The 25,506-nt window shown below is 41.2% G+C and carries 21 protein-coding genes; 14 read left to right on the top strand and 7 right to left on the bottom strand.

The genetic code is table 11. The features are described from left to right. Positions 1–11 precede the first annotated feature (11 nt). On the bottom strand, positions 12–965 hold the full coding sequence (locus tag BN3769_RS08625) for an esterase/lipase family protein (RefSeq protein WP_068469594.1): 954 nt from the start codon (positions 963–965) through the stop codon (positions 12–14). Positions 966–1,864: 899 nt separating this feature from the next. On the opposite strand from BN3769_RS08625, the gene BN3769_RS08620 reads away from it, so the two are divergent. Continuing rightward, on the top strand, positions 1,865–3,247 hold the full coding sequence (locus tag BN3769_RS08620; protein WP_068469592.1) for an MATE family efflux transporter: 1,383 nt from the start codon (positions 1,865–1,867) through the stop codon (positions 3,245–3,247). Positions 3,248–3,314: 67 nt separating this feature from the next. Here BN3769_RS08620 and BN3769_RS08615 read toward each other — a convergent pair whose 3' ends face one another. Then, positions 3,315–3,659: a TMEM14 family protein gene (locus BN3769_RS08615; RefSeq protein ID WP_068469590.1), complete on the bottom strand. Its 345-nt coding sequence runs from the start codon at positions 3,657–3,659 to the stop codon at positions 3,315–3,317. Positions 3,660–3,901: 242 nt separating this feature from the next. Between BN3769_RS08615 and BN3769_RS08610 the strand changes: the two genes are divergently transcribed. From BN3769_RS08610 to BN3769_RS14740, 3 genes are all read left to right on the top strand, one after another. Beyond that, a complete protein-coding gene (locus tag BN3769_RS08610) occupies positions 3,902–4,339 on the top strand; it encodes a globin domain-containing protein (protein ID WP_068469587.1) in 438 nt (145 codons plus the stop codon). A 5-nt stretch (positions 4,340–4,344) separates the two neighbouring features. Next, on the top strand, positions 4,345–5,265 hold the full coding sequence (locus BN3769_RS08605; protein ID WP_068469585.1) for an AEC family transporter: 921 nt from the start codon (positions 4,345–4,347) through the stop codon (positions 5,263–5,265). Positions 5,266–5,647: 382 nt separating this feature from the next. Then, positions 5,648–6,136, top strand: coding sequence for a hypothetical protein (locus tag BN3769_RS14740; protein WP_154017866.1), 489 nt, complete (start codon positions 5,648–5,650; stop codon positions 6,134–6,136). Between the two features lie 164 nt (positions 6,137–6,300). On the opposite strand, the gene BN3769_RS08585 is transcribed toward BN3769_RS14740, so the two are convergent. Then, entirely contained in the window at positions 6,301–7,146 is an 846-nt protein-coding gene (locus tag BN3769_RS08585; protein ID WP_068469578.1) for a mechanosensitive ion channel family protein, read from the bottom strand. A gap of 182 nt (positions 7,147–7,328) precedes the next feature. Between BN3769_RS08585 and BN3769_RS08580 the strand changes: the two genes are divergently transcribed. Then, complete coding sequence (locus tag BN3769_RS08580; protein ID WP_068469576.1) at positions 7,329–7,958, top strand: DUF4019 domain-containing protein; 630 nt, start codon at positions 7,329–7,331, stop codon at positions 7,956–7,958. Positions 7,959–8,262: 304 nt separating this feature from the next. Then, complete coding sequence (locus BN3769_RS08575; RefSeq protein ID WP_068469574.1) at positions 8,263–10,521, top strand: Tex family protein; 2,259 nt, start codon at positions 8,263–8,265, stop codon at positions 10,519–10,521. Between the two features lie 196 nt (positions 10,522–10,717). Here the strand turns inward: BN3769_RS08575 and BN3769_RS08570 are convergent, their stop codons facing one another. Continuing rightward, the gene (locus tag BN3769_RS08570) at positions 10,718–12,037 is read right to left on the bottom strand and encodes a DUF6081 family protein (protein WP_068469572.1); all 1,320 of its coding nucleotides are present in this window, start codon (positions 12,035–12,037) and stop codon (positions 10,718–10,720) included. Between the two features lie 357 nt (positions 12,038–12,394). Between BN3769_RS08570 and BN3769_RS08565 the strand changes: the two genes are divergently transcribed. Both BN3769_RS08565 and BN3769_RS08560 read left to right on the top strand, forming a co-directional pair. Beyond that, positions 12,395–13,441 (top strand): Fic family protein, encoded by a 1,047-nt coding sequence (locus tag BN3769_RS08565; protein WP_068469570.1) that lies wholly within the window; start codon positions 12,395–12,397, stop codon positions 13,439–13,441. 414 nt (positions 13,442–13,855) lie between these two features. Beyond that, positions 13,856–14,044 carry a hypothetical protein gene (locus BN3769_RS08560; RefSeq protein ID WP_068469567.1) on the top strand — a complete coding sequence of 63 codons (189 nt, stop codon included), beginning with the start codon at positions 13,856–13,858 and terminating at the stop codon, positions 14,042–14,044. Between the two features lie 112 nt (positions 14,045–14,156). Here the strand turns inward: BN3769_RS08560 and BN3769_RS08555 are convergent, their stop codons facing one another. Next, the gene (locus tag BN3769_RS08555; protein WP_068469565.1) at positions 14,157–15,875 is read right to left on the bottom strand and encodes a hypothetical protein; all 1,719 of its coding nucleotides are present in this window, start codon (positions 15,873–15,875) and stop codon (positions 14,157–14,159) included. A 201-nt stretch (positions 15,876–16,076) separates the two neighbouring features. Between BN3769_RS08555 and BN3769_RS08550 the strand changes: the two genes are divergently transcribed. The 4 genes from BN3769_RS08550 (at position 16,077) to BN3769_RS08535 (ending at position 21,653) form a co-directional block, all read left to right on the top strand. Next, on the top strand, positions 16,077–17,849 hold the full coding sequence (locus BN3769_RS08550) for a protease-like activity factor CPAF (protein WP_068469563.1): 1,773 nt from the start codon (positions 16,077–16,079) through the stop codon (positions 17,847–17,849). Positions 17,850–17,895: 46 nt separating this feature from the next. After that, the gene (locus tag BN3769_RS08545; RefSeq protein WP_068469561.1) at positions 17,896–19,902 is read left to right on the top strand and encodes a monovalent cation:proton antiporter family protein; all 2,007 of its coding nucleotides are present in this window, start codon (positions 17,896–17,898) and stop codon (positions 19,900–19,902) included. Positions 19,903–19,919: 17 nt separating this feature from the next. Then, positions 19,920–20,861, top strand: a complete 942-nt coding sequence (locus BN3769_RS08540; protein ID WP_068469559.1) for a cation diffusion facilitator family transporter — start codon at positions 19,920–19,922, stop codon at positions 20,859–20,861. A 90-nt stretch (positions 20,862–20,951) separates the two neighbouring features. After that, complete coding sequence (locus tag BN3769_RS08535; RefSeq protein ID WP_068469557.1) at positions 20,952–21,653, top strand: hypothetical protein; 702 nt, start codon at positions 20,952–20,954, stop codon at positions 21,651–21,653. Between the two features lie 189 nt (positions 21,654–21,842). Here the strand turns inward: BN3769_RS08535 and BN3769_RS08530 are convergent, their stop codons facing one another. After that, positions 21,843–22,322: a nuclear transport factor 2 family protein gene (locus BN3769_RS08530; RefSeq protein WP_068469555.1), complete on the bottom strand. Its 480-nt coding sequence runs from the start codon at positions 22,320–22,322 to the stop codon at positions 21,843–21,845. Positions 22,323–22,555: 233 nt separating this feature from the next. On the opposite strand from BN3769_RS08530, the gene BN3769_RS08525 reads away from it, so the two are divergent. Beyond that, positions 22,556–23,086 (top strand): DUF2937 family protein, encoded by a 531-nt coding sequence (locus BN3769_RS08525; RefSeq protein WP_068469554.1) that lies wholly within the window; start codon positions 22,556–22,558, stop codon positions 23,084–23,086. Continuing rightward, positions 23,055–23,594, top strand: coding sequence for a DUF2878 domain-containing protein (locus BN3769_RS08520; RefSeq protein ID WP_068469552.1), 540 nt, complete (start codon positions 23,055–23,057; stop codon positions 23,592–23,594). Before BN3769_RS08525 ends, BN3769_RS08520 begins: the two co-directional genes overlap by 32 nt. A 70-nt stretch (positions 23,595–23,664) precedes the next feature. On the opposite strand, the gene BN3769_RS08515 is transcribed toward BN3769_RS08520, so the two are convergent. Then, complete coding sequence (locus BN3769_RS08515) at positions 23,665–25,329, bottom strand: hypothetical protein (protein ID WP_068469550.1); 1,665 nt, start codon at positions 25,327–25,329, stop codon at positions 23,665–23,667. Between the last annotated feature and the right edge of the window lie 177 nt (positions 25,330–25,506).

Below are 25,506 nucleotides of genomic sequence, written 5' to 3'. Positions count from 1 at the left end.
CAATACACCCTCTAAGCTCTCAGCCAATTAAGGACATCTTGATGAGCTGCAGGAATAATCGTCTGATGGGTTTGCCCGTTGTACAATTGATAGGTATCTAAATGGCCGCTGCCTTCTTCTTGGAGAAGGGGGAGCGATCCATAGGCTTGCCATAATTTTTCATCATCGACCGTGGCACAGAAAAAATGGCGGACTGAAATGCCGGCTTGCTGCCAAGTGAGCTGCTTATTCCGCCATTGCTGTAAAAGACGCTGCGCCGAAAGACTTTCCCATTTTAGATCCTCGGCTATACGCGGATGAAGTCCCAAGAAAGGGAGCACACGCCATTTAGCGGCTTGATCAATTAAGGGCGTTCCATAATGGACGCCTGCAATTGAAACCACATTGAGACGCCGCCCTTGTAGATCCTCCGGCGTCAGCTGATTTTCTAAATAAGAGACAATCCTTCCCCCATTAGACACGCCGATTAAGTGAATAGGCTGCCCGGGAAATTTGGCGGCATAATGTCTGATCATTTCAACAAAAGGCTCCGCCGCCGTTTCCAAAGAGCAATTTCCCCTTTCCGGTACATGAGGCGCGATGCAATGAGCTTCTGGGTTGTCTTGTTGGAGGCGGTTGAGATAAGGGGCCCAGCATAATGGAGTCCCTCTTAAACCATGAATAAATAAAAAAAGCCCCGCGCTTGTTTGTGCATTCTGCCAAGGAAACTGGTCGGCGGAATAGGACCAAAAATTGTTCGTTATATGGGGGGTTAGAAGAATGACTTTACGTTTTTGATATAAGCTTAAAAAATAATAAGGATATTTCATGAGATCCATTAGCTGGGATAAGCAAGCGTGGACAATATCGATCATGCATTTCCATAAAGGACGTTGATCTTGAATGCGCATTAAAGGCAAATGCTCATGAGGAGAATAAGAAAGATAAGGTGCTTCAATGGAAGAAGAATAGCTGACTGCGTTCATTTTCAAGGTCCTTTTTGCTTGGTATTCAAATAATGATAGTCAAAATTTCAATGAATAAATTTAGAAGGAAAAGACTTGAACCTAAGTCATTAGCAATTTGAGTACAAGCTCATTTTAATTTAGATATATAACATATTTAAATGGATATATTTTCCTGCCTTCAAATTCTCTATAAGGGCTTCCCTTTCAGTCTTGCCTTGATTTACGCTTCCAGGAAAATGCAAGCAGTTTACCGTATAAGAAGCCTGATACATCTCTCCATTCTTTGCCTTATAGCGAACAGGGTAAAAGGGAGATGCGGATCCAGGTAGGCGTGTTGTTTTTTAAACGTAAGCCGAAGAAGGATATCCTTTTAAAGCTCTATCAATAATTTCAATTGTAGATTAGTGGAGGAGGGAAGAGAGAGGAACATGCATCTTTTGCAATAGGTGAAGATGCGTTTACGCGCTGCAGGCAGTGAAATTTAACAAAAGCCGAAATTGTATAGAAACAAATCGCAGAATCCAGGAAAAGAAAGGGATTTCGCCGAAGAAGAAAGAGGTATTTAGAACGGGTATATTATAAAATTTGTTAAGTAATTTCGACGTTTAGGGGTTATTAAAAGAAATGACTTAATCATTTTGGGGCTATTTTATTTAAAATCAATAGGGGTTCTTTCTTATGTCAACAAATCCATTTGACAAAGTGGGTTGACAATTTGTCAGAAATTTTTCTAAGATGGGGAAAAGTTCAAAAATACCCATCCAGCTCGAGGTGTGAAGAAGTCTTTCCACTTCTTATTTATAAAATATCAAGAAAGAGCGTTTAATCGCGAATCTCCCGCCTTCATAAGATGAAGTAGCGAAAAACAAAATTTATCTTTTTTATTATAAGCTGTCAGCGCCTACATAGAGGTGATCATGCTGCCGCAATCAACATGTATTGGTCAAAAAAAATTGACTCCTTATCCGCAAGGATCTGTAAGAGAGCTCTGGCAAATTTCCTTTCCTCTTATGATTTCCCTCATGTCCGTGAGCCTCATGCTTTTTTTGGATCGTCTATTTTTGTCTCGTTATTCTATAGATGCCCTTAATGCCTCTGCCAATGCGGGAATATTAACCCAGCTTATGCAGTTTTGGTGCTTATCGACCGTCAGCATTGCGGAAGTGTTTGTGGGGCGTTATAATGGAGCGGGCCGTTTGGAAAAGCTCGGTCAACCTGTTTGGCAGATGGTGTGGCTGTCTATTGCCAGTTTTCTCTGGTTTATTCCCATCGGCCTGTGGGCCGGTCCCTATTTCTTTCATAATGATCCCTATTATTCTTTAGAGAGTGCTTATTTTAAGTATTTAATGTGTTTTGGGCCTATGGCGGCTTTGTCAGCCGCTTTATCGGCTTTTTATATTGGAAGGGGAAAAGTTAAATTTGTGACGTGGGTGATGGGGCTTTCCAATCTCGTCAATGTTGTCTTGGATTGGATTTTGATTTTTGGGTGGGAGCCTTTTATTCCCTCTTTAGGGATTATGGGGGCCGCCCTCGCTACGGGCGTTGCTCAAACGACTCAAGTTCTTATTTTTGGATGTGATTTTTTGCGGGCTTCCAACCGATCTTTGTATGGCACAAACCGTTGGAAATTAAATAAACGGCTTTTCCGCAAATGCTTAAGCATTGGCATTCCCAATGCCATTGCGCATACTTTGGAGCTATTGGCATGGGTTTTCATTTTCCATTTAATGACTAAATTGGGATCCGACTACATCACGGTTGTCTCGGTCTCGCAAAGTATTTTTTTTCTTTTTACTTTTATGACGGAAGGCGTTTCTAAAGGGGCGACAGCCATAGCGGCTAATATGATTGGATCACAGCAGCATGAATTGGTGTGGAAACTGTTAAAGTCCGGGCTGAAACTTTATTCGATCGTCTTTCTGCTGCTAGGTATTTTCCTGGCTTGGAATCCTGATCCCTTGATCAGTTTATTTTTAGGCCAAGAGGCGGTCATTAGCCCTGCCACGAGAGAAACTTTGCATGCGGCTTGCTTTTGGGTATGGTTATTCTTTTTATTTGATGGAATTAATTGGTTGTTAATTGGTCTGCTGACGGCCGCTGGAGATACGCGTTTTATCATGAAGGTGGGGGGCGCTGGGCCTTGGCTTGTTGCTTTGCTGCCCATCTATTTCTTTGTTTTTAAATGGGGAGCGCCGGCAAATATCACATGGATGCTGATCGCTCTTTATGGCATTGCTTCGAGCATCATTTATTTGTGGCGTTTTCGAAGCGAGAAATGGAAAGTGATTGTCTTAGCCTAAAGCCATTAAAAGGGATTTAACAGGCTTTGAAGATACGAATGAAGTTCAAAGCCTTTCTTAGGCAGTTTTAAGAAATCTTCTTAGAGCACGCACACGTGACTTGTTTTCGGTTTGCAAATAAGTAAGCTAAGACTACGCCTGTTATAATAAACATCATTCCCGCTGGCATAAATTTAAAGGCCAGCGAAAAGCGATAGCCAAAAAAAGCGAGGACAAAGAACAAGACGGCTAAAGAGGCATAATAGGCCGTGGCATATCCTTTTTTGATCCCATAGCCGCATCCGGCTAAAATAATAGCGATAAGCGTTGAAGCAATTAAGGAAGGCAGACTATTGGCCGTTTGATAGCCGATGATTCCTCCAACAAGAACAATCATCGCATATATCCAAACGACATAAGATTTTTTTTGCATGGCTGTACCGGGGGTGAAAAATACAGTATACGTTTAGCATATTTCTTTGAAAGCTCTCAAGTGAATTTTATTTTTATCTTTACGGAAGATTTGCGAAGGATAAGTTCAATAATGAGGTGTAAAAGAAAAAAATACTTTTTTGAATATTGGAAAATAGGCTCAGATGATGCTCTCGATCACTAAGGACTGGACAAATTGTATGGCTTATGCTAAAGTAAGAGTCTGTTTTCACGGAAAATATCATGTCAGAAGAACAGCGGTTCTATGTTCCGCAAGGCGGCCCTCCTCAGCAGGGGATCAATCCAGATCCTCGCATTTATGCCCAAATGGGCGAAGATAACATTTATAAAATGTTAGAAGATTTTTATTTAGAGCTTGAAAAATCTTCTATTCGTTCTCTTTTTCCTCCAGATATGGTTGCAGCCTCGCAGCGCTCTGCTGCCTTTTTTGTTTATATTCTCGGAGGCCCTCCTCTCTATCAACAGCAATATGGAAGCCCTCGCATGCGCCAGCGGCATTTGTCTTTTGCTATCGATGAAAACGCCAGACAAGTCTGGCTAGAGTGTTTTAAAGCGATCCTTCGGGATGCGGATAAAAAATATCACTTTCCCATGGAATATATGGATGGCTTTTGGCGTTTCTTAGAGCAATTCTCTGCTTGGATGGTCAATACCAAATAAATACTATGCCTTTCTTTATTACGCTAAGTATAAAGCTTATCCCACTTTATTTAAACATTCTCTTGGGATATATCGCCGGCAAAAAGCTTCAGGCGAACCAAGACACGATTGCGACGTTGATGTTTTACATTATCAGTCCTCTTATTATTTTTAATGGCGTGCTCAATACGCAATTAGATATGCGAATTATGACGCTGCCCATTTTGACCTTTGTGATCTCCTGTTCCTTATGCCTCGTTTTTTATCGTTTTTCCCGCAGGATCTGGTCCGATTCTTCCAAAAATATTATGGCTTTCAGTGCGGGTTCCGGAGCGACAGGATATTTTGGCGTTCCTCTTGCCATGATGATTTTTAATCCGCAGATAGAGGGGGTGTATATCATGGCCCTTTTAGGCGTCACGCTTTATGATAACTCTCTTGGTTATTATATCAGTGCTAAAGGCAGTTATACCCCTAAAGAGTGCTTTTACAAAATTCTGCGGCTGCCGACATTATATGCTTTTATGCTTGGCCTGGCTTTCAACCTTTGCCAATTTTCAATGCCCGATATTTATCTAGAGTTTATTGGCCATATCAAAGGGGTTTATGTTGTTATGGGAATGATGATCATTGGACTTGGCTTGGCGGGGTTAACGCACTTTAAATTGGACGTTAAATTTGTTGGAATGACCTTTCTTGCCAAGTTTTTGGTTTGGCCGCTTCTCGTCTTGCTCATCATTGCCCTTGATAAGAGCTTCTTCGGTATTTATGATCCCATTATTCATCAGGTTTTGATCTTACTTTCGATTGTTCCCCTAGCGGTCAATACTGTCATTATGGCGACTTTGGTGAAATGTCATCCGGAAAAAGCGGCGGCGACTGTTTTGCTCAGCACTCTTTTCGCTCTCTTTTATGTTCCTGTCATGACAAGTTTATTTATTAAATAAAAAATTTTATAAATAGAGTTTTTAGATTCAAAATCCGGTTAAAAATAAATTCCACTCGAGATAGAGATCACAAATTGGTTTCCCACGGCTCCTGCTGTTAAAAAAAAGCAGCGGACAAAAAAGCCTGCCACTCTTTTTTCTCTTCACAGCTACGTTTTTATAAAGCAGAAGTCTAGATATCGCAGGTTCAAATAGGAATTTGTTGGCCAGTCGATAAGCCAATTCTTTTATAGAGAGGCGATTATAAATTTTGATGTTCTTCTCCGTTTTCAAAAAAAAATAATCTAAAAAAAAATTGAATTTTTGTTTGTTTCGGACTAGAGTGGGGAAGGGAACAAAGGTTTCCATTAACACTATAATTATTAATTATAAGGAGGATACCATGTCTTGTCATTGTCACGGTCAATCCGGTGGATGTGGAACACATGGTCATAGCTGCCATAGCATGCAAGGCGGAAGCTGTTCTTGCGGGTCTTGTAAAGGCAGTTGCTCTTGTCAAAGCTGTGGATGCGCAGGCGGCCACGGAAGTTGCGGATGCCAGCAGCATTCGTGCGGTGGCGGAGGATGTAAAGAACATGCTCACAAACTTCTTTGTATTGCGGATTTAGCTTGGATGGAAGTGCTTAAAGAAAAAATGAAAGAGCATATTCGTGCAAATGATCACCACATAGATGAATTGGCGAAAGTCGTTTGCGAAGTCAATCGGGAAAGATGGCAGAATAAAATGTCAGAAGAGCATTGCAGTCAATGCTACGAAGACAAATTGAAAAAAATGATCGGCGAGCAATGCCATGTAGGGAAGCAGCAAGGACAATCAGGCGGTAGCTACCAGCAAGAAAATAAAGGAAACGGAAAAAGTCCGGGATTCTAAAATCTGCTCCCCTTGTTAATGAATGCCGCTTGCTTATGAATTCAATCCTTTCCAAGGAAACTGAAATCGATCAGCAGGCTGCACATCTAAATTAAATCACCGAATGGCTATCTTCTTTTTTTCTCATTTCGGTGATTTAATTTCACATCCTTTGCAATAAGTGTTTAGCCTTTGGAAAAGCGCTCTTTCTTCAAAGAGCCTTCTAGCAAGTGCCTATAATCTGACATAAGGGCTGCGTGCTCTGCTGGATTTTTTTCTTTCACCCATACACATAACTGATAGTCAAGTTTATCTTCACTGGCATTTAGGAGATAAACCGCAGGATCCGGACGAAGGGGAGGTAAAACCGTTTGTTCTTTTTGCCGAGCTTTCTCTAAAAGATTTTTTATTGGAATGTCCGGGTTGCTGTTGGGAGCAAGAGAAAAAGGAAGGCAAAGGCAGCGATAAGGAGTGGCAGGGGTCCAAATTAAACTGAGGCGATTATTAATTAAAGCGGAATTGGGAACAAAAATCAGCGCACCCTCGGCTGTTTTTAATTGAGTTGTGCGGAAATTAATGTCTTGAATTTCCCCTTTTACGCCTCCTTCTAATTCAACAAAATCTCCAATTTGCAGCTGATTTTCAAAAAGAAGAATGATTCCGGAGAAAAAATTGTTGAAGATCGCCTGCATCCCGAACCCTAATCCAATGCCTAAGGCTCCTGCCAGTAAGGCTAAAGTAGAAAAGTCAAATCCAATTGTTGATAGAGCAAATAATACGCCTAATCCAATAATAGAGTAATAGACTAATCTCCCGAGACGGTATAAGAGCGAACGCTGCGAAGACAGGCGTTTTTCGCCAGCCGCCGTAATTAGATTTAAAGCAAACTTGGCTAACCAAATAGCAAGCAGAATAAAAATAATAAAACGTACTAAACTTAAAGGCGTTATGGAGATTTGATTATAAGTCCAAAGAGTGGAGTGAAGCCACTTAGTGGCATAGGTATAAGTCTGTTTTAAAATCGTTTCCAATGTAAGCCCCTTGTGGGTTTCTTAAGACTGCTAAATAACTGTTCTTTAACATCCCTCAAGGAAAACATATCTCAAAGACTCTTTCAAAGAGAATAAAGATTTACGCAAAAGGTCAATTCTTTCTTAAAAAAAAATCTTGTTTATGCCATGAAGAAGATAATTCCACTTAAAGAGAGGATAGAATGAATAAATATTTACATGGAATATTATGGAGTTTTGGAATTGGGTCTAATTGCTTAACGTTTTCTCTGCCTGCTGTAGAAGCAGCAGATTCGTCATCTCAATCCATTCCTAAGGTTCCCGTGACGGTCCAAACAGCCCCTAATCAGAATAAAGAAGAGAATTCTAATGAAAAGAAGCTGGCGTCAAACGGGACTGCTGTTCAAGTGGTGACAACTCCGGCTACCTCGTCCTCTAAAGAAGCGGCAAAAGAAACGGCTAAGGATGAGCAAAATCCATGGGCAGCTTGGATGATAGAGGGGGGCCAAGCGGCTAAAGATTATGTGGATGATTTAGACAAAGGGCGTTATGCCGAAGCCTGGACGAAAGGAGATCCTATATTTCAGCGCACAATTACGCAGCAAGAATGGGTAACGGCCTTGAACCTAGCAAGAAAGCGCTTAGGAAACGTTCATTCCCGTATTCTAAAAGATCAAAGGCCTGCAATGGATCCCCATGGACTCCCTAAAGGTCCTTATATGGTTGTGGAGTACGATACCTCTTTTGAGCGCGCCCCTAATTCAGGAGAGCTATTAACCTTGCGCTTGGGAACGGACGGCAAATGGCACGTCTTGACTTATCAAGTGAATTAAAAACCAATTTCAAAATTATTATTAACCTCTTTCAAGAATAAAAGGCTTCTTTAATCTTGAAAGAGGGCTATTTAATGACAAATCGCTTGATTTTCTCTTCTTTTTACTTAAAAATGATCCCTTCTTATTAATTGCGCATGCTCCGCAGCAAAGAATGTGAATTTAGCGGTCGCCTGATTGCTAAATTTTGTCATTCTGGCTTCACGTTATTAACTCGGGTTATTAATCATCCGCCCACTATGACAAAACGTTTAAGAGTAAGGGATGCGCAGGGCAAAACAGCAACAAATTAGATGAGGTAATAATGGACGAGACGCCTGGATTATTTATCGCTCAAGTCGCAAATGAATTGTCTTTGGCTAATTCCTCTGTGCAAGCTGTGATTCAACTGTTAGAAAGCGGAAATACCATTCCGTTTATTGCCCGCTATCGCAAGGAAGCCACGGGAAATTTAGATGAAGTGCAAATTAAGGCCATTCAAGAACGCTATACTTATCTGCAAGAATTAGAAGACAGGCGGCAAGTGATTTTAGCTTCCATTGAAGCACAAGGCAAATTGACTGAATCGTTGAGAGAGCAGATTTTAGCATGCACAGTGAAGACGGCTTTAGAAGACCTTTATTTGCCTTATAAGCCGAAGCGCCGTACCCGGGCAATGATTGCAAAAGAAAAGGGACTGGAGCCATTGGCCGATCTTATTTTATCTCAGCCTATGACAGGGACGCCCGAACAAGCCGCTTTGGCCTATCTTAATCCGGAAAAGGGCGTGGATGATACGGACGCAGCTTTAGCTGGAGCAAGAGATATTCTGGCAGAAAGAATTGCTGAAGATGCCGTCGTGCGTACTTGTGTACGCGACGCCTTTGCTGCAGAGGGCATTGTTGTTTCAAAAGTCCGCCCGGAAGTAAAAGGACCGACAAAATTCGAGCAGTATTATGATTTTAAAGAAAAAGTCAGGACTATTCCTTCACATCGCTATCTAGCCATCCGTAGAGGGGAGCGGGAAGACGTATTGGATTTTTCCATTGAAGTTGAAGAAGAGCCTCTTTTACGCCAAATCGGCCAATTGATGAGAGTCATCCCTTCTTCACCTTTTGCTTCTCAGCTTTTACAAGCGATTGAAGATGCCTTTAAGCGGTTGCTTTATCCTTCTGTAGAAACGGATGTCCGCCTCGATTTAAAACTTGCCTCGGATCGAGCCGCGGTAGAAATTTTTGCCAATAATTTGCGCCATCTCCTTCTCGCTTCTCCTCTAGGAGGGCGTGCTGTCATCGGAATCGATCCAGGTTTAAGAACAGGCTGCAAATGCGCAGCAGTTGATGAGACGGGAAGATACTTGAGCACGATTACCATTTATCCATCCCAAGGAGAAAATGCTCATCTTCAAGCGGAACGCGACTTATTGAAATTTATTCGAACTTTCCAGCCTTATGCCATTGGAATTGGAAACGGGACTGCCGGACGCGAGACGGAAATGTTTGTTCGGCAATTATTAAAAAAAGAAAGTTTAAATGGGATTATTATTGTTGCTGTCAATGAAGCAGGCGCCAGCGTCTATAGCGCTTCGGATATTGCTCGCGAAGAGTTTCCGGACTTGGACCTGACTATCCGAGGAGCGATATCCATTGCAAGGCGCTTGCAAGACCCATTGGCCGAGCTTGTCAAAATTGATCCCAAATCCATTGGCGTCGGACAGTACCAACATGATGTTCATCAACCTCTCTTGCTCGATCAACTCAATCACGTCGTTGAAAGCTGCGTAAACCACGTCGGCGTAGATTTAAATACGGCCAGCGCATCTTTACTGTCTTATGTTTCCGGCATCGGACCTTCTCTAGCCCAAAAAATTATCAAGCACAGGGAATCGAAAGGGGCTTTTAGCAATCGAAAACAATTGCGCGACGTGACGGGATTCGGGGCAAAAACGTTCGAGCAAGCGGCAGGATTTTTGCGTATTCGCAATGGCGAGCATCCCCTCGATGCCTCGGCCGTGCATCCGGAACGCTATGAAGTGGTCGAACAAATGGCAGCGGATTTAGGCGTTCCTCTTGTAAATTTAGTCAATAACCCTTCCCTTGCCTCTAATATTGATCTCAAACGCTATGTCAATTCAACAGTGGGTGAATTGACGCTGCAAGATATCGTTCAAGAATTAAAAAAACCGGGGCGTGATCCACGGGCAGTTTTCGAGCCCCCTTGCTTCCGTGAAGATATCTTGTCCATTCAAGACCTTAAACCAGGTTTGCAATTGGAAGGAATTGTCACAAATGTAACGGCTTTTGGAGCATTTGTAGACATTGGTGTTCATCAGGATGGGCTCATCCATCTATCCGAGCTCTCCCACCAATATATCAAGCATCCGAGCGAGGCTGTCAAAACAGGGGATAAAATTAAAGTTGAAGTTTTGCTGGTAGATTTGGATCGCAAGCGCATCGCTTTAACGGCCCGCATAGGGCAGAAGCGTTCTTCGGAAGCACAGTTAACTTCGACCAAGCCAAATACAAATAAATCCACTGGCAAACCAATAAAAAGCTTTCAAAATAATCCCTTCGCTTCCCTCTAGAAAGAATGGATTAAAGCCCTTGGCCGTAAAGGCCGGGGCTTTAAAGGAAAAACAAAAACATTATCAGACCCGGTTGAGAAGGTTTTCTTTTTTTTATTAAATATTATCAGACGTTGATAGGGTGGGATTTAAAATACGGATGTTAGAAGGGCCTCTTAAATGAACCCTAAGGCTGCATTTAAGAGGCGAGAGGCGATTAGTCTCTTGGGCAATGATTGATCGTGATGCGATAATCAAATAAACGCAAGATACCTCCTTGTCCCCACAAACGGTACTGAGAAGGGATTGTTGGAAGATACTGGGACGTTGCTACGTCGAGCGGAGCGTCGATTGTAAAAGTGGCAGGCAGTCCGATTGCTTGTGGATTGCTATAGAAAGGGGTCAGGCCTGCGCGGTATTCATTAGAGCCTAAGCGAACAAGTCCTTGGCTAAGTAAGTCAAGAACATTATTTGGCCGATAGGCGTCTAATAAGGTGAAAAGCGCTAGACCGGATTGAATAGCCACTGGGCTGAGGCTTTGGTCAAAGCCGCCGTGATCCAAAATTTTAAAGCGATCGGGATTGGTTAAAGGAATTTTTCTGCCGCTTCTAGTGTATAAGAAGGCATTTTCTTCCGTTAAGCGATGTCCGATCTGAGTAATTTGAAACACTGGTCGGCCATCTAATTTCCATGTTACAGTTCCTGCCAAGCGGTTATAGCAGGTTTGAAAGCGATGAAGATCGTTCAAACGATCTTTTCCATGGCGTTTTCCTACCGGAATCGTATAGGTATAAGCCGCATATAGTCCGAACGTGCTTTCCGCGCCAGGCAATCTTTCGACTAACGCATAAATCACGTCATTGGTCACCATCCAATCAAATGTGGTCAAAACATCAGGCGCCAAAGAAACAAATCCGATAGTTGAAAGACGGCAATCTTCATTGGGATTTGTGACCGCCAATCCAAAGGGATTGTTCTCCACATTTGTCTGTAAACCGGATCCTACCCATTCTGAGCAAAGTTCACTGCCGTCTGTTGGAGCGTCAATTAAATAGGAATAAGCCAGAAATTTGATGTGATCGAAAGGGGAGCCATCAGGCACAGGTCCTGGTGTTCCAATGGGGGGAATGGTCAAGGTATAGAACAAACCGTTAGCTGGCGTAATTTGAATGCCGGATAAGCCTAAAGGTCCTTCAACAGGCAAAACGGAACAAGAAAAGTCATTGCCGTTAAAAGAGGTAACAAAATCCGCTGTTACGCCAAGCAAGCTTCGGTCATTTAGACCAATGCGGCATTGAGATAAATTGGCTTTGAATACCAACTGTTCACATCGGTTGCGCCTTTGCCTTAAAAGAGTCTCTAGGTCCATAGAGTCTAAGGTTTCATTTAGCTCGTTTTGAATTCCTTGGCATGCAGCTTCTGTGATAGGGCTATTCTTTAGCTCTGAATCAACAAGTTCAGTAGAAGCACTCAAGCTAGTGAATAAGAATGCTCCTGCCAGCTGCATGAAAAATGAATGAAAATACTTTGAAGTCATTACGCCTCCTTTGTTGGGTTTTTTTAATTCTTTTGCTTATTTCTCGTCTTAACTAGTTCAAGAAGGGTGTTCCTTCTTAAATTTCAGAAATTTGAAAACTTGTTCGTGAGGGAGTTCCTCTTTTAAATTAGGCTTTCCAGAGCTCAGCTTAGCAAGCTGAATATAAAATTCAAAAATAATAATAAAAATTTTAAATATATCTGCTAATATTATCAGACGTTTGGGGGGATTTCTTTGTCTTTTTAGAGTTCGGGCAGTTTTCGATTGTAATCTTTGTTTTATGAATTAAAGTATTGATAAAGAAATAAGGTAACCCTAATATAAATAGGGTAAAAACAAACAGAAATTACCCTATTTATGCATTCTTTAACTCAATTCTATCTCAATCAATTACGTTTCTCTGAAGAACATTTGTCTACTTTGCGCACAATTGGAGAGTATAGGGGAAAGCAGGTGCTTTACTTTAAGCAAGCGCCCGAAATCCTTAAAAATCTTCAGCAGGTAGCTGTTATTGAATCTAGCGAGTCGTCTAATCGCTTAGAGGGAATTACGGCACCCCATAGTCGCATTGCTGATTTAGTCATCAAAAATAGTTCGCCTATTGATCGCTCAGAGCAGGAAATAGCAGGGTATAGAGACGCCTTAAATCTCATTCATCAATCAGGCGTACATATGCGTTTTTCCCTCAACGTCATTTTGCAGTTGCATTCTTGGCTTTATCGCTATCTTCCTCATCAAGGAGGACAATGGAAGTTAACGGATAATCAAATATTGGAAATCCATCCCGATGGGCGCAAGCGCATCCGCTTTACTCCCACCACGGCTTTTGAAACACCTCAGGCAATGGAGGAGTTGGTCCGCCGTTATGACGCAAGCATTCAGGCTTGGGGAAAAGAACCTTTAATTATTCTGCCTTTAACAATTTTGGATTTTCTCTGCATCCATCCTTTCAGCGATGGCAATGGACGGACTGCACGGCTTCTCACTTTGCTTCTTCTTTACCACTTCGATTATCAAGTTGGGCGTTACATTAGTCTCGAGCGCATATTTGAAGAATCTAAGGATAGTTATTATCAGACGTTGGAGCGTAGTTCGAAAGGGTGGCATGAAGGGGAGCATGATGTCATGCCTTGGATGACGTACTTTTGGGGCGTTTTATTGCGGGCTTATGGAGAGTTTGAAGCGCGAGTCGGGACGTTAAAGACTGGGCAGGGGAGTAAAAATGCGTATATTCGACAGACGGTAGAGAGCATGATCGGTCCATTTGCTATTTCAGATATTGAACGGGCTTGTCCAGCTGTTAGTCGGGATACTATTCGCCTGGTTTTAAGACAACTGCGAGATGAAAGCGTCATTATTCCGCAAGGGAAAGGAAGAGGGGCCAAATGGATAGTAAACCGATAAAATTCCCATTCGCAAGGATGAGCTGGATTTTCTTTCGTTGAAAGCTCTGCGCTAGAGGCTTTGTCATAGAGGCCTGCGCGAAGAAACCATTCACATGCAGCTACAACCGTATCCAAGACATTAAAGCATTCCAAGAATTGAAAACAGCCCTTCCTTTCCCTTCCAAATGGAAATCTTTCTATGCATTGATTATCAGACGCATGTGTGGGATTAGGTGGGATTTTATTATCAGACGTTATTTGCTGTCAAAATTTTAAGTTTATTTTTATTTTCCTGAAAAAGAAATTAATAATAAAATAACCCAAAAGGGAGGCTTATCATTCAGATATCCCATTTCTTCCCATATAAATAGTCCACTAGGCAAGTAGATATATAGATTTGCTTTTGAACCACCAATTTTATTAAATCGCTTATATGAGCATTCCAACACTTTTATTTTTTATTGCCATGTATATTTATGGTTTTTGCCTTATGATCTGGGCCATCTTTTTTGACAAGCATCCGACTAAAACGACTGTAAATGCCTCTATTTTTGGCCTTATAGTCCTGACCTGCACGCTGTTTTATTTCTTTTACGTCTTAATAACCATCGGCATTCTTTAAGAGAATTATGTGAGTTCTTTTCCTAGAAACGATAGGGGAGAGCGGACAAATTAACTCAATATTATCCGCTATAGGCGATCAGGAGTTTTTAAGAGCGCTTTTAAACTTCAATTCACCATTCCAAATCTTGCAAATTAATAATCGCTTTAAAGCGCATCTGTTCAGCCACAATCGAATCAAAGGGCAGATGGGGCTGCTGAATGAATTCTTGATAAGATAGGCTTTGATTCGATCCCATTAGTGAAGAGGTTTGCTTAACCCATAATCGCGTCGTTTTTATCATTTGAAGAGCTAAGTTGTATAGAATTTGCGCCTTACTGCTTTTGCTCTTCAAAGTAAAAGAGGAGAGAAAATAATCATAAACATAGACAAGATCTTTATTCGCTTGCTGCCTGAGTTTAATGTCTGTCTGGGATTTAGCGTGCGAGATAATCGCATTGGTCAAACATTCAATTGTATACTCTTCTAAACGTGTCTGGGGTAAATATTTCTGATATAAATTAAGTAGAACTTTCTGTTGTGCGGAATAGCCTTTTAATATGTCCCGATATAGATGAAACAAGGTCGTGGCTTTAATTTTCTCCACTGCTGCATAATAATAGTGAATATTTTGGGTTATCTTTATTCCGTGGCAGGAAAGCCAATTTTTACATGTTACAGGCCTATAACCTATTTTCTCATACCAAGAGGTTCCGCAACGCAAATAGCGCAACTTCAATTTGCGCATTTGTTTTTCTGGTAAGTCTACTTCAATTTTGGCCGCATCCCATAAATAAGATTTTTCGGGAGAGAGATAGTCTTGAAGCGGGGTGAAAAAAATATCTTTAAATTCCGTTCCGCTTAAATGACCTTCAATAGACTGAATATGAACAAGTTCTGCAATTTCCCCTTCTTTATCAATGCGGCAAACAAAAACAGGCGTTTTTAAGTCTTCATCTCGTTCATCAAAACCTTTTAGGAAGTAATACTTTTTTGTTTTAAATGCTTCGATATCTAAGCTGCTATCTGTATAATCGAAGTCGTGCTTGCTTTCTATTTCCACTAGGCTTTCGTCCAATGCATTAGAATCATATTTATCTTCTGTAAGAAAAAGGTTTAAGTAGAAAGAGTTTTTCTCCGGAAAAGAAAATTCAATCCACGTTTGCCACCATCTTTTGGGGCCTGCTTTAATTTGTAAGTTTTCTACAAATGTCATTCCTTCCTTTAGCCTCTGCATACGGTCTTCAAAATCAACCGAAGGATTGGACAGCGAATTGGTAAACTCACTAATAGATTGAACTAGTACATTTTCTGAAATATCGAGAAAATGACGTAAAGGTTTGATAATTTCCTGTTCGGCTCTTTGAGTAGAAGGAGATAGGCCAATGGGAGAGGGATAGTTAAAATAATGGATAATCCCTTCTTTGGAAATTCTAAAGCGGGCAAAAGGCATGATTTGATTTTTATATTCAGCTGTCAAATAAATAAAATCATATTTTTTTAAATAAAGACTAATAGGAAGATTGTCCTCTTTGATAATCAGGGGATCGCATTCATTTCTAACAAACTGAAAATAAAAAGCGGAAATCTCGTATATTTTTGAATCTAAAATTTGAAGGCGGGCTTGCAAAGTGTAGGAATTCCTGCAAGGATTTAACTCAGTCAGCCTTTCCTCTAATTTTAAGAGGCGCTCCTGCAAGGTCCAATCGGGGTTCTGCAAAGCTCCCAGTTCTTTTTGAAAGACGCTCTCAATCAGGCAAGGAATTTCTTGACTATTTGAGAGAAGGGAAAAAAGAGAGGAAGGGTGAAGAGAAAATAAATCTTGAGAACTAAAATGAGGAAAATAAGACATATTATTTCTTGTTTTTAATTTATTGAGTATTTATTTATATTAATTTTGTGTTGATTTTAAATAAATAAAAAACAATAAATTGTTTCGAGATTAATATTTAATCTTTCATTTTCTGGCTATCTGTAATAGAAAAATTTTTCTTTTTTTTAAATTTATGAATAATCATGATAATTGCCGCTAAATATTTATGAGGGGAGGAGTATGAAACAAATTTTAAAAAAATCTTTTTTAGCGTTTTGTTTTTGGCAGGTAATGGTAAGCGGTTTGGAAGCGGATTCTTTAGAGAATGAAAGAAAAGCGCATATGATTGCAGATCTTAAGACGATTAAGCATACCTTTGAGATTGGATATGCGCCTGCCGACTGGAAAAAAGAATATGCTAATTGGGATTTGAATCAAGAATTTGAAAAAGCCAAGCAGCTTGTCTTGGACACCTCTCCTCTAAGTGCAAAAGATTTTCAAGTGATTGTAAGAGATTTTTTAGCAAGCATGCATGACTATCATGTGGATGTCTTGTTTTACTCAACAGAGTCTGCCATGCTGCCGTTTACTGTTAAAGGCGCCAATGGTCGCTATTTTATTGATTGGATTGATAAAGCCAAGTTAAATCCTAAATTTTACACTATTCAAGCCGGTGATGAACTTCTTGAGTTTGATGGACGTCCTATTGCGGATGTGATTGCCGACTTAAAGGCGCATGGAAATAAAAAATCAAATGCACTAACCGATCAGGCCTTTGCGGAGATGACTTTGACTAATCGGCAAGGCTTTGTTGGAGATCGTGTTCCGAAGGGCTCGACCTATATAACCATCCGTTCTCTAGCAACTGGAAATTTGCATACTTACCAATTAATGTGGAAATATAATCCAGAAATAATCAAGAGTCCTTTTGATTTTATCCCCTCTTCCCATTTTGCGATGCCAAATATTAAATCGATCAAGATGCCAAAATTGGAAATGATGAGTCCTCTTCATCGGGAATATGTTAAGCGGGGGGGCAGCGAACGCGACGGGGATCTGGGCGGACGCAAGAGTTTTATTCCCCCTTTAGGACCTGTTCTATGGTCTTATGAAGAATCCAAAAAGAATGAAAAGCAGGAGGGTGGGGAAGAAGATTCGGACTTCTCTAATGTTGAAACAATATCTTGGCATGCCTATATCTATGAAAATGCGCAAAAGCAGCGCATTGGGTATATTCGCATTCCCCACTATTTGGGAGAAGAAGAAGACTTCGAACAATTTGGTAAAATCATGGAGTTTTTTCAAGAGCATACGGAAGCCTTGGTCATCGATCAAGTCTATAACATCGGCGGTTATGTCAGCTTCCTCTATGATTTAGCCTCCACGCTTTCTCCTACCCCTTTAAAAACCTCTAAACATCGACTCAAAATTACTCAAAGCGATGTCTTATCCGCTTATGTGTATTTGGGAATTATTGATAGCTATGTCTCTGCATTGGAAATGGATACCATGGGGTTAGAAGGGACTGAAATTGACTATCAAAAGCTTCTCTTTTTTAAAGAATTTTTCCAATTTACCATTGACGAATGGAGTATAGGCCGTCTTTTTACAAACCCTATTCACTTAGAAGGAGTGGACTGGATCAATCCTCATCCTCGCTATCAATATACTAAGCCTATTTTGATGCTGATCAATGAAATGGATTTTTCCGGCGGGGACTTCATGCCGGCGATTTTGCAGGACAACAAGCGGGCTACTTTATTTGGAACGCGTACGGCCGGAGCCGGGGGCTATGTTCTGCAGAGTCATTTTATAAATGATAATGGAATAGCTACTTTCTCCTATACAGGTTCACTGGCCGAAAGGGTAAATGCCCAGAAAATTGAGAATTTGGGAGTCTCTCCAGATATTGAGTATCGATTGACGGAAGAGGATTTGCAATATGGTTATCAAAGATATGTTTCTGCAGTCAATGAAGCTATTCAAAGCCTTCTGCAGCAAGCGAATCCTTAAAGTAAAAGAATAAATTAACAAGAGGCGTGGCAAGGGGTAGTCAATCATGGAACTTTTCCTTTTTAAAGATATATTAATCATCTTCGCGATATCCATTGTGGTTTTATTAATTGGCTATCGCTTGCACATTCCTCCTGTAGTCGGATTTCTCATTACGGGATTATTGGCCGGTCCCCATGGACTGGGGCTTGTAGGAGAATCCGGCGACGTGGAAATGCTGGCGCAAATTGGTATCGTCCTTTTGCTATTTGGCATAGGCATGGAGTTCTCGATCAAAAAACTTGTGCAGATCAAGCGCCTCTTTTTACTAGGCGGCTCTCTGCAGGTGGGGTTGACCGTCCTATTTAGTTTTCTTATTGCTAAAGCTGTCGGTAGGCCTTTTGGAGAAGCCGTTTTTCTGGGATTTTTGCTTTCCATGAGCAGCACGGCCATTGTTCTGCGTTTATTGGAGCAAAAAGGAGAATCTTCTAGTCCGCATGGACGGCTCTCCATTTCCGTTCTAATTTTTCAAGACATGGTTGCCATTCCGATGATTCTTTTTACCCCCATTTTAGGAGGCGGTGGAAAGCAAGAATTTGACATATCCCTATTTTGGCAATTAATCACCGGCCTCATCATTTTACTGACAGTGTTTATCAGCGCTCAGCGTCTTGTTCCACGCCTGCTATTTTTGGTTGCGCGTACGCGGAATAAAGAGCTATTTTTATTGAGCGTTTTTACTTTGTGTTTTGGAGTCGCATGGCTGACTTCTAGCATGGGGCTTTCTTTGACAATTGGCGCCTTCCTTGCCGGACTAATCATTTCGGAGTCGGAATATAGCAATGAAGCGATTAGCAATATTTTCCCTTTTCAAGCTCTTTTTATCAGCTTTTTCTTTGTTTCTATCGGAATGCTGCTTGATCTCCGTTTCGTTATTCAACAGCCTTTTACGATTATCATGCTGGCGATCGGCATTATCTGCCTAAAAGCATTTGCTGCTGCATTGACCACTTTGATTTTGGGAATGCCTATCCGCACAGCCGTTATGGCGGGAATTGCTTTAAGCCAAATTGGAGAGTTCTCGTTTGTGCTTGCAAAAACAGGCATTCCGTATGGGCTGGGAACAGAATATGAGTATCAACTTTTTCTGGCGGCATCCTTATTGACATTGGCAGTCAGTCCTGTGCTAATTAATGCTTCTCCGCGATTGGCCAATCTCATTTGCCGTCTGCCTTTGCCAGAGAGGTTATTAACTGGTTTGCAAAATAATCAAGGCGAATCAAAAGATAGCTTGCAAAATCACATTCTCATCATTGGATTCGGCATAAGCGGAAAAAACTTGGCTCGTTCCTCTAAGCTGGCGGGCATTCCTTATGCCATTCTTGAAATGAATCCGGATACGGTAAGAGAACAAAAACGCAATGGAGAGCCCATTCACTTTGGCGATGCGTCGCATCTTTCTGTTTTGGAGCATTTAAATGTTCAAGAAGCGAAAGCTATTGCCGTGCTTGTCAATGATCCGATTGCCGCTCGACAGATTGTTAAAATTGCCCGAGAGGCTAATCCTTCCATTTACATCATCGTTCGTACACGTTATGTCCAAGAGATGGCGTTGATGAATAAGCTTGGGGCTGATGAGGCGATTCCGGATGAATTCGGCTCCTCCGTTGAGATCTTTTCTCGCGTCTTGCGCCAGTATCATGTTCCGGATGAAGAAATCAATAAACTCATCTCTGATATTCGAGCAGACGGCTATGAACTGTTGCGCAATCAAAATCCTGTCTCTACCAAGCTATCGGAGATCAAGCTCAACCTATCTAATGTGGAAATTGCATCTTTTCGCTTACATGCAAGTTCGCCGCTTGTGGGCAAGCCTTTATCGGAGTCCCAGCTTCGCCAAAATTTTGGAATGACAGTCTTGTTGATCAGGCGGGATAATTCAGTTTTATCTAATCCGGGTCCGAGTATCAAATTCTGCGCTAATGATATCGTCGTCGTCGTGGGCGAAAAAGTCTCTCTTAAACAGGCGGGCGGGCTATTCGGACAGCTTGAACAAGCTGCGCCTATCACTTAAAGGAATAATCAGAAGCTATGTCTAAGTTTCCTAAGCCTGTCTCTTTGCCGACTGATGTTTATGTGACAAGGGAAAAGCGGCACAAGCAAATTGTTGATTCTGCCAAACTTGGCATCAAAATTCGCTTGGCCATTATTATTTTTGAACTTATAGGGGTTGCCCTTATTCAAAGTTCCTCTCTTTTTTTGGATGCGATTGCAAGCTTGATGGATGTCATTTCCACTCTATTTTTAGTGGTATGTGTAAAATTGGCCCAACGCCCCCCTGATCAAGACCATCCCTTTGGCCATGGCCGCTATGAGCCATTAGGCGGCCTTTTGCTAGGACTGCTGCTTGTTGTGATCGGCGGAGTCATGTTTGTGCAGCAGCTTTTTGGAACCTTCCAAGAAGGGGGCGAGAGATTTATCCATCCGCTAGCTTGGATTTTTCCCGTGGTAGCCATGGTATTATTAGAAGTCTGCTATCGGCTTGTCATGCGGACGGCAAAAAAACAACATAGCCCAGCCTTGGCGGCGGATGCCATTCATTATCGCATTGATGGCTTGACAAGCTTGTTTGCAACCATCGCTCTTGTTGTAGCCGCTTATTTTCCTTCTTGGAGTGTGGCAATTGACCATACAGGCGCTCTTTTAATCTCCGTATTTATGATCATTATCGGTCTTTTTGCCTCGCGCGAGAATTTCCACCAGTTAATGGACCGCGTGCCCGATACAGAATTTTTCGAACGCGTAAAAAAAGCCGCTTTACAAGTCAAAGGCGTACTGGGGACAGAGAAAATTCGCATTCAATTGTATGGGCCGGACGCGCATGTTGATATCGATGTAGAAGTCAACCCAAGCATGTCCGTCAATATCGCCCATCAAATCAGCCAACAGGTACGGGCGTCTATTCAAAAAGCCTGGCCGGCTGTTCGAGACGTTACTGTGCATATTGAGCCTTATTATGCAGGGGATCACTAGAACCGCTAAGCGCATAATGTAAATCCTAATTGATTAATTTTATTGAATTAGGCATGAATGAAGATCTTTTTGATAGTGGGATAGGAATGCATGACTATTCATTCGCCGTCTTTAATGGATTCTTTTAATCCAAATTTTGATCCATCGGATTTGATCCTTGAACCCCCTCGTTCATCTTCTCAAAATACTAGTCAATTAGAAGAAGATGAATCATGGGTGGTTGTGCCGTCAACTCCTCCAAAAGCAATACAAGACATACAAACCGGGCAACTCTCCGGTGCATATACTCAATACCTCGTTTCAAAAAAATGGTTGCAAACAGATAAAATCGTGCATCAAAATATCGCTCTTTTGCTGAGTAATCTTTCTCATTGTACCCAAGGTTCTTGTCAATGCGCAGCATGCAAAGAAATGTTCCAAAAGGGGTTTTCATTTTGCATGTATCTAAATGAAGAAGGATATATGCAAGCTTTAGGAGGCCAACATGTTTCCCTTCTTTGGTTTGATAAATCCAAGCAAAATGATTATGACGCTTTAATGAAATGTAAACGTTTAGAATTAAAGATTCTAGCATCTAATTGGGATCCTCAGAAAGGGGATGCTTTCTTGCCAATAGATCCTTCAATGGCTATATCGAATCAGAATGTTTTACCGCCTGATTGGAAACAGATGTACTTGAAGAGGCTTAATGACCAAGCTCGACAATGTTGGGAACGGACGAAAGAGAAAAAAATAAAAAGAGGAGCGAGTAATTATTGGCTTCAAATGTGGTACTATGAAATAACAGGATAGAAAACAATTTAAGCTTGGATAAAAAGTCTCATAAGTAGACAACCATCAGATTCAAAAGATCCCCTACTCTTTCGCTCAACACAACTCTAGCAAACTTGCCAGGCCTATAAAGAGAACTCTTTTTACAGAGTTCTCTTTTTTATTAAATCTAACAATCAATTCCATCAAGCAAAACTGCAGAGAAGGCATTTAACGAAAAGGAACGTACGAGTGGCTGACTATCCTCCAGGAATAGCCATATTTTTTCCATACAGTAATAGAAGGACCGCTTGTTAAACCGCTTCCTACGGCAACAAAATCATAGGAAAAAATTAAAGTATTTTGAAAACGAGTGGCAACTGGGTTATCGATCACAAAACTAATCAGTGTAGAATTGGCAAGGCCTGTTATCTGTTGTTCCCTGGTATAAGCGCCCGAAATATTGAGGCCTTGAAAAATGGGGGCCAGTTTTTTAGAAAATCTATCGATGTCCCGGTTTTGCACGGCTGTCCAAAATTGCGTTTCTAACAAGAAGCCTAATTCTACATCGTCATCGGAATGGTGCCGGTGAAATCCCTCGGCATTTACAGGCATATTAACACTTATAGCCGATAAAGCAAATAGGCCGGCAAAGAGGCCTAGCTTGCCAGCCCGGTTTAGTTTTTGCTTAGCTAATTTGATTAAATTCATGGTTGTCTCCTTGATAATCCATACGTTTGTCTTTAGATAAGACTGTTAAATAAAATTTAGAAATTTATCTGAAGTTTGATTTACGATAAATAAATTCTTTGAAGGGACAAGGCAGAAGCTTAAAAAAGCCAGCCTATTGCCATTTTTAGAAAATCTTCATCTCTCATATATCCTTTTAAAATCAAGTTAGATAGAATTCAGGCTCATCAAGCAATCGGATAGGAGCGGAGCGAATGAGGTTTTTGCGCTTTTTAGATGCTTTACTTGATCGGCTGTTTGTCGTTTTAGGAGCTTTTGCAGGCAGTCAAATTCCCGAGTTTATGCAGCAATATACTCAGCGTCTTGCTGGACATGTCGAAGAGCTTCGTCATCTTTTGGATGGATTGCGTCAGATAGCCCTTCATTCGAACAAAAGCTTGGAGCAATACATTCAAAAATTTTCAGCCAGCCCAGATCCAGATTTTGCGCGGCAAGGGGAGTTCATGCAGACAATGCTTCAGCGTTGGGAAGAGCTCAATCAAGCCTTATTGAACTTGGTTCAAAGCCCTATGTGGGAACGGCCTTATGTGTTTATGCGAGACCTCAATTATCCCATCGCTAAAGCAACTTTGCATGCCTTTCAGCCTGGCCTTAATTTAACGATAGAAGGATTGTGCTATACGGGAATTGGATTACTAATCGGGTTTGGTCTCTATAAAGCTCTATCAACTCTTTTTGCTTTAGGATATACGCGTGTCACCTCGCTTTTTAAACAGAACGCTTAATACCGGCCTTTTTTATTTTGCTTGGGTGCTTTGTTTGCAGGAGGCTGCTTCAGGGGGCATTTTATATGGGCTTCTGACTATTTTTCTGATTATTGTTTATCATCTTTACCGTTCGTCTTATCGCAAAGCGGATAGCTTGTTGCTCCTGTTTGTCGTACTGATCGGTCCTTTATCCGACAGCATTTATAAGCAAACAGGCTTGATCCATTATCATGCCCCTTTCCATTCTATTGCTTGGCTTCCACCTTTGTGGATTTTTTTGCTCTGGGGGTTGTTTGCCGTCAACATCAATCTTTTCTCTTGGCTGAAAAAAAAATGGGTGTTGGCGACTGTATTAGGCGCGGTAGGAGGGCCTGCCAGTTATCTTTCAGCCGAGCGTTTAGGCACCGCCAGTTTGCTTAAGCCTATGCCATTTTCTTTACTGATTATCGGAGGTGTTTGGGCTGTTTTTTTCCCAAGCTTGGTGTGGCTAAACGAGCGCTTTAAGGACTGGTTTAAAGGGAAATAAATAAAAGAGGTTTCTTAAAACCTTTAGCCGGTTCCAAGAAACCTCTTAAGCGCTTGCAAATCAGGTTTGATTAGACGTTTGTGATCGGCTTCTCTCCTGGCTGCTTATCGGTTGGTTTTTTACTGCTCGAGAACCAAGAGAAAATTCCTCCGCTACTTTTTGCCTCATCTTTTTTAGCTTCCGAAGTCTTTTCTGTAGGAGGGGAAGAAGGGAGAGGCTCATCTTTTTTAGGAAATTCCCATTCTTTTCTCTGTTCTATGCTGCTCTCGGCTTTGTCTAAATGATCCTGCATTCCTTCTAAGTGTTGATCTAAAGCGTTAATGTGAAGCGCATAGGAGGCGATCGCCTTTTCGAGTGCTTCAATGCTATCTCTAAAAATCTTATCGATATTTTCTGCCTTCTCTTCTTGCAAGCTCATTAAATTTTTGCTAGCGCTTAAAAAGAGGGCGAATCTAGCTGCATTGTCTTGCAATTTCAATTCCGTTTGTGTTTGAGCGACAATCTCTTCTTTGGCTATAACCACTTTGGATACGTACTCGGCAATCTGTTTAACAGCTCCACCGAATGGAGTGAAATCGTATTTTATATTGGTCTTCTGGTTTGCCGATGCCTCTTTGCTCTCTTCTAAACCAAAAGTTATTTTGCGTTCTTCGAGCAATTCTCCAATTCTCTTCATGCGATTTTCGATAAGACGTATTCTTTCCTCTATTTCGGCTTTCTCAAAGAGATGCGTCCCTAAAGTTTTTGTAGTAGAAAGCTTTCTTTCACGTTTGATAGATTCTTCCAGATTCTTCAACCTATCTGTAAATTCGCGCTTCGAACTCTCATATGCTTTTTTTAAGTCTTCAAATTGGGCGGCCTGGGTGGTGTAAGAATTGGCAGCCTCCTCTTGAGTCTTCTGAAACCTAGAAGAACGCGAACTGCTTTCTTTGCCTTTTTGTACTAAGAGCGTTTCTTGAATAGCTAATACCTCCTCTTTGAATTTGACCCATTTTTCCGACATGGCCTTAGCTTTTAAATAAACGGGGAATGACTCTTCAGAAAAACCAGGAGCACTCACATCGGACACTGGTGTTTTCTCATCAACGCTTAATGAAGATTGACGAGATTTCAAGCTTTTGCTTGCTTGGTCTAGACGATGATCGGGACCGAATAGATCATCTTGTCCCAAATAGCTGCGTCTAAAACGATTGTCACTGCCTTTATACAATTGAATCAGCAATTCTTTTTTGAATTCACAGTCTGCACTTGCTTTCTCACATTCGCTTCTTCTCTCTAAAATCCCAGGCTGAATTTTCTCTATAAATGCTTGATGATAAGTTGTATAAGTTGTGTCATCTTTTTCTCTTCGTCTCTTATATTTTTCAACTTTCTCAGCGGAACTAGGTAAATAAGGCTTATCTCTTAAATACTGACCGTTTTTTTGCTCCAATTCGCTGCTAAACGTACTGATGGCATCAAAATCACCCTTTAAATGTTTCTCAAAATCCTCACACGTCTTAGGTGATAAATCTTTTACTCTTTCCTTTAAATTTTGGGTCGTCAATACTTTTTCTTTTTTCTTAGACTGTTCCGTGGAGAGAACTTGCTCTACAGCAACCGTTGTTCTTCCTTCAGAGCTTTCGGGATTTCCTTTATTTTTTGCCTTTCTTGAATTGCTTGGAGGATTGCTTGGAAGATTGCCTTGAGTATTGGTGACAACACTGGCATAGCTTGCATTTGTAACGAGGCTCATGAGCACACTCCTTCTTTAGAAAAATTAATAGAACAAAACTTCTTATTGGCTGATTTGCGACTGTCGAGATGCTAAAAGAAGCCCGCAGAAAAACATCTTTCACCCATTCCCGCAAATTGTATATTTTTATTTACTAAAAAAATGCTTTTTTGTAAGCGATTTTTTTTCAAAATTAAA

This window comes from Candidatus Protochlamydia phocaeensis (assembly GCF_001545115.1).
GTDB classification, from domain to species: domain Bacteria; phylum Chlamydiota; class Chlamydiia; order Chlamydiales; family Parachlamydiaceae; genus Protochlamydia_A; species Protochlamydia_A phocaeensis.
Note: the sequence above shows the minus strand (reverse complement) of the source record. Positions and strands in the feature narration are given on the sequence as shown.

Excerpts from the sequence above, each read along its gene's own strand:
- BN3769_RS14740 (WP_154017866.1), top strand. The coding sequence starts at position 5,648 with ATGTCTTGTCATTGTCACGGTCAATCCGGTGGATGTGGAACACATGGT.
- BN3769_RS08530 (WP_068469555.1), bottom strand. The coding sequence starts at position 22,322 with ATGAATTTAATCAAATTAGCTAAGCAAAAACTAAACCGGGCTGGCAAG.
- BN3769_RS08625 (WP_068469594.1), bottom strand. The coding sequence starts at position 965 with ATGAACGCAGTCAGCTATTCTTCTTCCATTGAAGCACCTTATCTTTCT.
- BN3769_RS08545 (WP_068469561.1), top strand. The coding sequence starts at position 17,896 with ATGGAACTTTTCCTTTTTAAAGATATATTAATCATCTTCGCGATATCC.
- BN3769_RS08525 (WP_068469554.1), top strand. The coding sequence starts at position 22,556 with ATGAGGTTTTTGCGCTTTTTAGATGCTTTACTTGATCGGCTGTTTGTC.
- BN3769_RS08550 (WP_068469563.1), top strand. The coding sequence starts at position 16,077 with ATGAAACAAATTTTAAAAAAATCTTTTTTAGCGTTTTGTTTTTGGCAG.
- BN3769_RS08515 (WP_068469550.1), bottom strand. The coding sequence starts at position 25,329 with ATGAGCCTCGTTACAAATGCAAGCTATGCCAGTGTTGTCACCAATACT.
- BN3769_RS08610 (WP_068469587.1), top strand. The coding sequence starts at position 3,902 with ATGTCAGAAGAACAGCGGTTCTATGTTCCGCAAGGCGGCCCTCCTCAG.
- BN3769_RS08555 (WP_068469565.1), bottom strand. The coding sequence starts at position 15,875 with ATGTCTTATTTTCCTCATTTTAGTTCTCAAGATTTATTTTCTCTTCAC.
- BN3769_RS08620 (WP_068469592.1), top strand. The coding sequence starts at position 1,865 with ATGCTGCCGCAATCAACATGTATTGGTCAAAAAAAATTGACTCCTTAT.
- BN3769_RS08565 (WP_068469570.1), top strand. The coding sequence starts at position 12,395 with ATGCATTCTTTAACTCAATTCTATCTCAATCAATTACGTTTCTCTGAA.
- BN3769_RS08605 (WP_068469585.1), top strand. The coding sequence starts at position 4,345 with ATGCCTTTCTTTATTACGCTAAGTATAAAGCTTATCCCACTTTATTTA.
- BN3769_RS08615 (WP_068469590.1), bottom strand. The coding sequence starts at position 3,659 with ATGCAAAAAAAATCTTATGTCGTTTGGATATATGCGATGATTGTTCTT.
- BN3769_RS08540 (WP_068469559.1), top strand. The coding sequence starts at position 19,920 with ATGTCTAAGTTTCCTAAGCCTGTCTCTTTGCCGACTGATGTTTATGTG.
- BN3769_RS08535 (WP_068469557.1), top strand. The coding sequence starts at position 20,952 with ATGACTATTCATTCGCCGTCTTTAATGGATTCTTTTAATCCAAATTTT.
- BN3769_RS08570 (WP_068469572.1), bottom strand. The coding sequence starts at position 12,037 with ATGACTTCAAAGTATTTTCATTCATTTTTCATGCAGCTGGCAGGAGCA.
- BN3769_RS08560 (WP_068469567.1), top strand. The coding sequence starts at position 13,856 with ATGAGCATTCCAACACTTTTATTTTTTATTGCCATGTATATTTATGGT.
- BN3769_RS08580 (WP_068469576.1), top strand. The coding sequence starts at position 7,329 with ATGAATAAATATTTACATGGAATATTATGGAGTTTTGGAATTGGGTCT.
- BN3769_RS08575 (WP_068469574.1), top strand. The coding sequence starts at position 8,263 with ATGGACGAGACGCCTGGATTATTTATCGCTCAAGTCGCAAATGAATTG.